Annotated in this window: 4 protein-coding genes; all 4 read right to left on the bottom strand. The window is 40.0% G+C overall.

Annotated elements, in window-relative coordinates; translation table 11 throughout:
• Positions 1-158 precede the first annotated feature (158 nt).
• Positions 159-806, bottom strand: a complete 648-nt coding sequence (locus tag QZZ35_RS07970; protein ID WP_291236920.1) for a trimeric intracellular cation channel family protein — start codon at positions 804-806, stop codon at positions 159-161.
• Between the two features lie 76 nt (positions 807-882).
• Entirely contained in the window at positions 883-3,474 is a 2,592-nt protein-coding gene (locus QZZ35_RS07965) for a glycoside hydrolase family 3 N-terminal domain-containing protein (protein WP_291236919.1), read from the bottom strand.
• A gap of 89 nt (positions 3,475-3,563) precedes the next feature.
• The gene (locus QZZ35_RS07960) at positions 3,564-5,042 is read right to left on the bottom strand and encodes a hypothetical protein (protein ID WP_291236918.1); all 1,479 of its coding nucleotides are present in this window, start codon (positions 5,040-5,042) and stop codon (positions 3,564-3,566) included.
• A 202-nt stretch (positions 5,043-5,244) separates the two neighbouring features.
• Positions 5,245-6,966: a class I adenylate-forming enzyme family protein gene (locus QZZ35_RS07955; protein WP_291236917.1), complete on the bottom strand. Its 1,722-nt coding sequence runs from the start codon at positions 6,964-6,966 to the stop codon at positions 5,245-5,247.
• Positions 6,967-7,086: the final 120 nt, after the last annotated feature.

The following is a 7,086-nucleotide window of genomic DNA, read 5'->3' as shown; positions in this document are numbered from 1 at the left end:
TTTTCCGATTGTATGACGATTACTCTTTCTTCTTCTTCGTCTTTTTCTAGTATTAGTCATAATTCACCTCTGTATAAATTTAGATACAACATTCCAGTATATGCCATCCATTATATTACAGCTATTTTCAAAAATCAACGAAAAAAGGATATCACCGGCTATTTAAAGGCTTTCGGAAGATTCCATCTGAAAATTGTAGCCAGCATTCTCAGGCTGAAAACGATACCGATACCGATAAAAGCTGCCGTCATATCCGCAACATTTTTTGAGAGAAGTACATAATAAATACAGCCTCCCAAAAGGGATGCCACTGCATAAATCCGTTTTCTTAAGATAAAAGGAATCTCTCCAATCATCAGATCACGAAGAATCCCCCCGCCGACTCCCGTCACCATGCCAAGAAAGATCACAAAAAAGCTGTTATCCATATATCCCATTGACATGGCTACCTTTGCTCCTGTGATTGTAAAAGCTCCCAGACCCGCTGCATCAAAAATATTGTTGATCGTGTCAATAACCTGTATATTATTTACATACTTATCACTGAACATCCATGCTGCCAGAAACACAATAACCGATGTTACAAAAGCGATCTTCATATAGGTTCCGTCTGAAAAGGCTGCAGGCGGCACCCTTCCCACAAGCATATCCCTGAAAATACCACCTGCAAGTGCTGTTGTAATTCCAAGCACAATAACGCCAAAAAGATCCACTTTCTTCTCCAAAGCAGCCATCGCTCCGGAAATAGCAAAGGATACTGTCCCTGCTATTTCAAGAATTGAAAAAAATATTTCCCCAAAAACCATGATTGTATCCCTCTCTTATCATTCTCCTGCTTAAAAACAGGGGACAGGTCCTCTCAATGAACCTGTCCCCCCTCATTCAAGGACTCTGTACTTCCTTTAACATATCCCACATAACAATGTTCTGTTTCATTTTCAGAATTCTTCTCACAGATGTATTAATTCTCTCTTCAGAAATCGTTCCGTTATATACCGCATTCAAAACAGCATAATAAGCTGACTGAAAATCATATGGCTTAAGAAGCATATCACATCCGGCCTGAACGGCCATAATTGCTGAATATTCGGAACCATAATTATAAATAATCTCGTCTTTATCAAGTGCATCCGTGATAACTACACCGTTATAGTCAAGCATGCCTCTTAAAATTGAATTTGCCACCGCACCGGACATGGAAGCCGGCAGATCCTCTCCGGTTAATTCAGGAATTGATTCATGCCCCACCATAATAAATGCTCTTTCTGCCTTCACTGCCTGCTGGAACGGATATAATTCATCCCCCAGTATATCATTAATATTTCTCACCTGTCCATTCTCATCGAAAAGCCGTGTCATATGATATCCAGGGAAATATTTCACAGCCGCATAGACACCATTTACATGCAGTCCATCGATCACACTCTCAACTTTTTCTGATACGGCCACCGGGTCTGTGCCGAAAGAATTTATATCACCTTCCACATTTGCCTCCAGGCCAAGATTAAGATTAAATCCTATATCGGATAAATATTTTCCCATGACCAGACCGGTAAGAGATGCTCTGTCCACCGAATCAATATCTATGGCATTCTTTGTCCACGGCACACCCATCGTTTCATTAGATGCCAGCAGGCTGTTCTGCCCGCTTTCCTCCTGAATCGCCTCCAGAAGAGGAATATTAATACGATTTTTAATATACTGCTGACTGCCATTGATCATTCCGGAAATCTGCTCTCTGTTTTCGATATTATCTTCATCATAAATAAGCCCGCCTACCGGAAATCTCTCCAGACCATACATAAGCGAATCATCCGCATCCACCTGACGCCAGCTTCCCGCAACATCCTCCGGTGACACAATAAACATCTGGGCGACTTTCTCTTCCAGAGTCATACTCTCCAGTTTCTGATCATACCATTCTTTTTTGCTTTCCTCATCCTTGCTTTCCACCTTAGACTCATCAATATCTTTTGTGAAATAATCCATAAGTTCGGATTTGCCGCTGACTCCCGCACTCATCTCTTCCATACCATACACCTCCAAAAGGGTCGGCGTATCTGAAAAAAGATTCGTTCCGAGGCCAAGTCTGTCACCCTCAATATTTACTCCAAGACTGGCAAGCGTTGTCGGAAACATATCAAAAGTGGTATACTCCCGTCTGCTCTCCGGATCCGCCACTTCCGCTGCCGGATTAATAATGGTCGTATACACTCTCCGCACATAATCCTCATCCACATCTTCACAAAAATTACTATCCATCGTGTGATGGTCACCCGCTATAATAATCGTTGTATTCTCGTAAAAATCCTGCTGTTTGATCCATTCCACAAAGTCATATACCTGCTTACTTGAACAGGCCATAACATTCGCATACCGGTTATCACCAAAAGTATCCGGACACAGGTCACACAAAAAGCCGTCTTCAAAATGTGTATCTACTGTAAGTAATGTACAGTTAAAGGGCTCATCCTTCGACGCCATTTGAATTAATTCTTCTTTGGCATATTCGAATAAAAGAGAATCCCTATAACCCCACCATTCATGATATCCCTGTGGAAGACGTCCAATGCTTAAAGCGTATGGATGATCCGCAATATCATAATCTCCGTGTTCTGTAAAAAGAAGCCTTCTTCCGCCAAAAGTCGCATCTGAACCTATAATAAGCTTCTGATTATATCCTGACACCTGAAGAAGATCACCAAGAGTGACAACGCCCGGCATAAATTCACTCTGGGTATTCATCTCATTGTCACCAATCGAGATTGAAAGCGGAAGGCCCGAAGTATGGGCAAACATGGCAGCCACCGTCCATGTTGTCGAAGGCATATCATATCCGCCGTTTAATGCCGGGTCCGATCCGGAAAAATCCTCATTCTGCTGAGCAAGAGTCGTCAATTCCGGAATACAGTTGACATCAAATCCTCCACCATTTTCCTTATCCGCATAAGTCACTTCCATGGATTCCAAAAATATATAGATCAGATTTCTTTTTTTCTCCGGAAATTCCAGCTTAACATCAGCTGGAGAAACATAATTCTGATCAATAAATCCCGCAAATTTGTCTTTATTTTCCATATAAGCTGTTATATCCAGCCGCTGCCATGCATAGTAAAGAGAGCCTGCCACCGTTCCAATGCAGATAATGATTGTTCCGACCATCGTGAGCCAGAAATACTTTCCATTCTTATCTTTCACCAATAAAAACACAACAATAATAATAAGCAGAAACAAAATCATCCATGGAACGCAGAAAAAAACCGCATCCCATATCATGTCCTGATTTGTCCCCTGCATTGGTGCTTTCAATTGATAAAATAATTCATCTGCATTTAAATGATTCCATGTTTGGAACACCCATCGGATCAGTGCCACAATCAATCCGGACAAAATACCAATAACACATGTAAATATAACACAAATGTACCTTACTATACCCGTTTTTTCCTGCTTCTGTACTTCAACTTCAGACATAAATCGTCCTCCCAAAAAGACTGTAATGTTAATTTTGCGTAAAATTCGGGTATATTATAACATTTGATTTTTTTTAATGCAAGAATGCACTATTCAACTTCTCCCAGAATTTTCAGCGACTTAATCAGATGATTCATCGATTTACATATCTGAGTTCTGTCAGAAATCAACTGGTCTTCGTCAGCCTCCCATATCTGAGCATAAAACTGGTCAAACATCTTTTTCACAGATGTGTGATTAAACATCATGATATTATTGTGATATTTTCGATTCTCAACACGAATATAGGAAATTCTGTCAGATAAAAATACACACGGATTGATTCGATATCTATAATCTGTAGCAAAATTTCTTAAAGCCATTTTTACAGAAAGATTTGGATTGTTTTCAAAAAGTTTTACCATATATGTAAGATATTTCAATCGCTGTTCCGCCGAAAGAATAACCTTATAGTTAAAGAAATCCAACTCCCCGGATATAGAAAAATTAAAAAATACAGATTCATAAATCATAATCTGCATATCCGATTTTTCAAATAATCTCTGCATCAACTGATTAATCTTTCTGACCTGAGGGATAACCAATGCCCACTCATCATCAGGAGGATTGTTTTCAAGAAGTTCTTCAAATAATTCGGGAGGAACAAAATATTCACTTGCTCTTCCGATAAGAAGACGTATATTCTGTGACATGAGTGCCTGTATATACTTATCCCCTGTAATCATATCCCGCATCTTGACTCTCTGAAAAAGAAGATTCTCCCTGCTGCACAATGACTGGGCTTTTCGATAAAGAGCATCCCGTATATCTTCTTTCTCACTGATCATGACTGCCACACAGGTATCCGGATCAAAAAGCATACCGGAAATCGCATAGGCGTCCTTTGCCGCAAAAACAATTTTTCCATAAGCTCTTGAACTTTCATATAACTGAAGATCTATGTAAGATCCATTCGTCAGCACATTCATGAGAAAAATACAGTCATGAAAACAATCTCTCTCTCCTACTTCCAAGTTAATGATCATAGAAAAATGTACTTTTGGAAAGTCCCATTCTTTTTTCATATATCTATGATCAATCTGCATCATCATAAGACGATATTCGCGACTGACGGACAAAATATCCATTGTTGCCACCACATCCAAAGACTTCACTTTGCGAAGAGCCGGGTGCTGCATTCTGGAAATAAATTCTGCCAATGATAATGATGAAAAATAGGATGTCTGCGGAGCCACATAAGATCCGATGGAATTTTTCAGCCCACTGACATAATCATATTCAACTTCAAGGTTGTCATAAATTGCCTGTTGAAGATCCTCAGGATTATCAACCTCATATTCCTGATACAAATTCTCACGACCTTCATCATCCAGTTCATTCACAATACAATAACTGATATCGCTGAGAATCTGTTCAGCCCCTTTCTTTGACGGAATTGACCTTCCATTCAGCCACTTGCTGATATAAGACACATCGTACTGCAGGGCATTCGCCAAAACAATATTTTTAACATTAGCTGTTGCCATCAATCGTTCAAGTAATAAACTGAACCGGTTCTTTTCGTCCATTTCTTGTCATTCCCCCTTTATTTTACATATTTTTATACGATTCATTGGATTCAAAAGGACATGCGTTTTTATGAAATCGTTAAAATGTATACCCTTTTAATGCTAATACCATCATACTATATAAACGAAAAAATTAAAAGGACACAGAAAATTTTCTTTTCTGTGTCCAAAAATCCGAGTAACTGTTAGAACTGATCTCTATTTAATTTGCAGCGGATTTAAGTTCCTGTCTCAATCCGACACGGTTTGTTTTAAAGTGGAAGAACGGACGTTCCGGAAGCTGTGTAATTTTAACAGGGTGTTCATGTAATTCAAGTGCATCATATACGGCATCATGAATATCCTCAACTGTATAGCCATCTTTAAGAACAACATACAGATATGGAAGGAAATAGCCTTCATGGTTATCATCCGGAGCACTCAGGAAAAATGCATCAACAATACCATCGATATTTGCATCAATAACGCGATTCTCCATAACAAGATCAATAAGACGGCCACCGCCAAAACGTTTGCTGTTACCGCGTGTCAGCACGAAAACAATACCTTCTTCATTAATATATCCGAGATCCCCTGTATGCAGCCATACCTGTCCGTCAGAGTGTAACTTAAGTGCTTTCTTTGTAGACTCTTCATCATCATAACCGAGCATATTACCAGGACCTGTCTTGCAAAGCTCACCTAATTCATTATAGGATAATTCTTCTTCTGTACCCGGTTTGAAAACAGCCAGTGTTGTCAAAGGCATCGGGATACCAATATTACCATCGCCTGCCGGATATACCGGGCAAGGTAATGTACAGTTTGATCCTGCTTCACTCTGTCCATAAGCGGAAGCATACGCTGCTTTACAGTTATGATCGTTCAGGAACTGCTGAATACGACGAATCTGTCCATTATTAAATGCTTCGCATCCTGCACCTGCAACAAGAAGATGGGACATATCATAATCTTTCGGCATACGCGGACTCTTCATCAAAATCTCGATAAACATCGGAATATGAGGCCAGCAATTCGGGCGGTAACGCATAAACTCCAGATCAATATCAAAAACATCACAGAACGGATCAAGAATTAAAAGTTTATTGGATGCCAGAGGTACAAGGATCATAGATACAACAACTGCGACCAGTGCCGGCGGAAGTAATGTTAAAAGCCATTTCGGACGGATGCTTTCATGTGCACCATAGAAAGTCATCTGATATACAATACCGATCATAGAATTTGCTGAATGAATGACCTGTTTGGAAGGTCCTGTGGAACCGCTTGTATAAGCACGGAAAAGCGGACGGTGAATATCCTGCGGAGCTTCAACATCGCCTGTATATTCCTCACCGGCCTTAATAAATTCATCCCAGCTCATAACTGCAAAACCCTGTGCGGATGTACCATAAAGAGAACGGATATGTGATTTCACATGTTCCGGCATCTCAGCTTCCACTGTTTCGTGATATGGGGAAAGTAATACAATATGTTCCACACCTGCATCCTTCACGTAAGCATCAGCTTCTTTCTGTGTAAGAAAATCATGTGCAAAAATAACTTTAGCTCCTGACTTCACAACAGCTTCAACGTTTTCTTCCAATGTATTATCACGGCATAATAAAGATGCACCAATCGTCTCAGCAGCTAAGAGAAGTGCAATAAATTCCGGCACAGATCTGAAAAATACCGGAATCTGATCTCCTTCATTAAATCCAATAGCCTTCAGGGCTCTGGCCGCTCTGTCTGCCTTCACCAGCATCTCTGCCCATGAAATATCCGTGCCATAATAATGTACTGCCGGAATATTCACATCATCGCAGCTCTTTGTTAAATATTCACGCAATGTGCACTCCGGAACATTCAAATGTTCTACAACGCCCTGATAAAACTTCAGCCATGGACGATCAATACTTGCTTTTCCTGTCAATTCTGTATTCATAATTTAATCTTCCTCTCTTTCCAACAATTTCACCTGCTCATTTTTCTCTAATAAAACCATATCACTAAGAGCTTTTTGACGCACGGGATTCACATTGACAAAAAAATGAAAAAAGTGACA

Origin of the sequence: Frisingicoccus sp., assembly GCA_016298055.1 — a bacterium.
Classification (GTDB): domain Bacteria; phylum Bacillota; class Clostridia; order Lachnospirales; family Lachnospiraceae; genus Frisingicoccus.
This window is presented reverse-complemented; position numbering and strand designations above follow the sequence as displayed.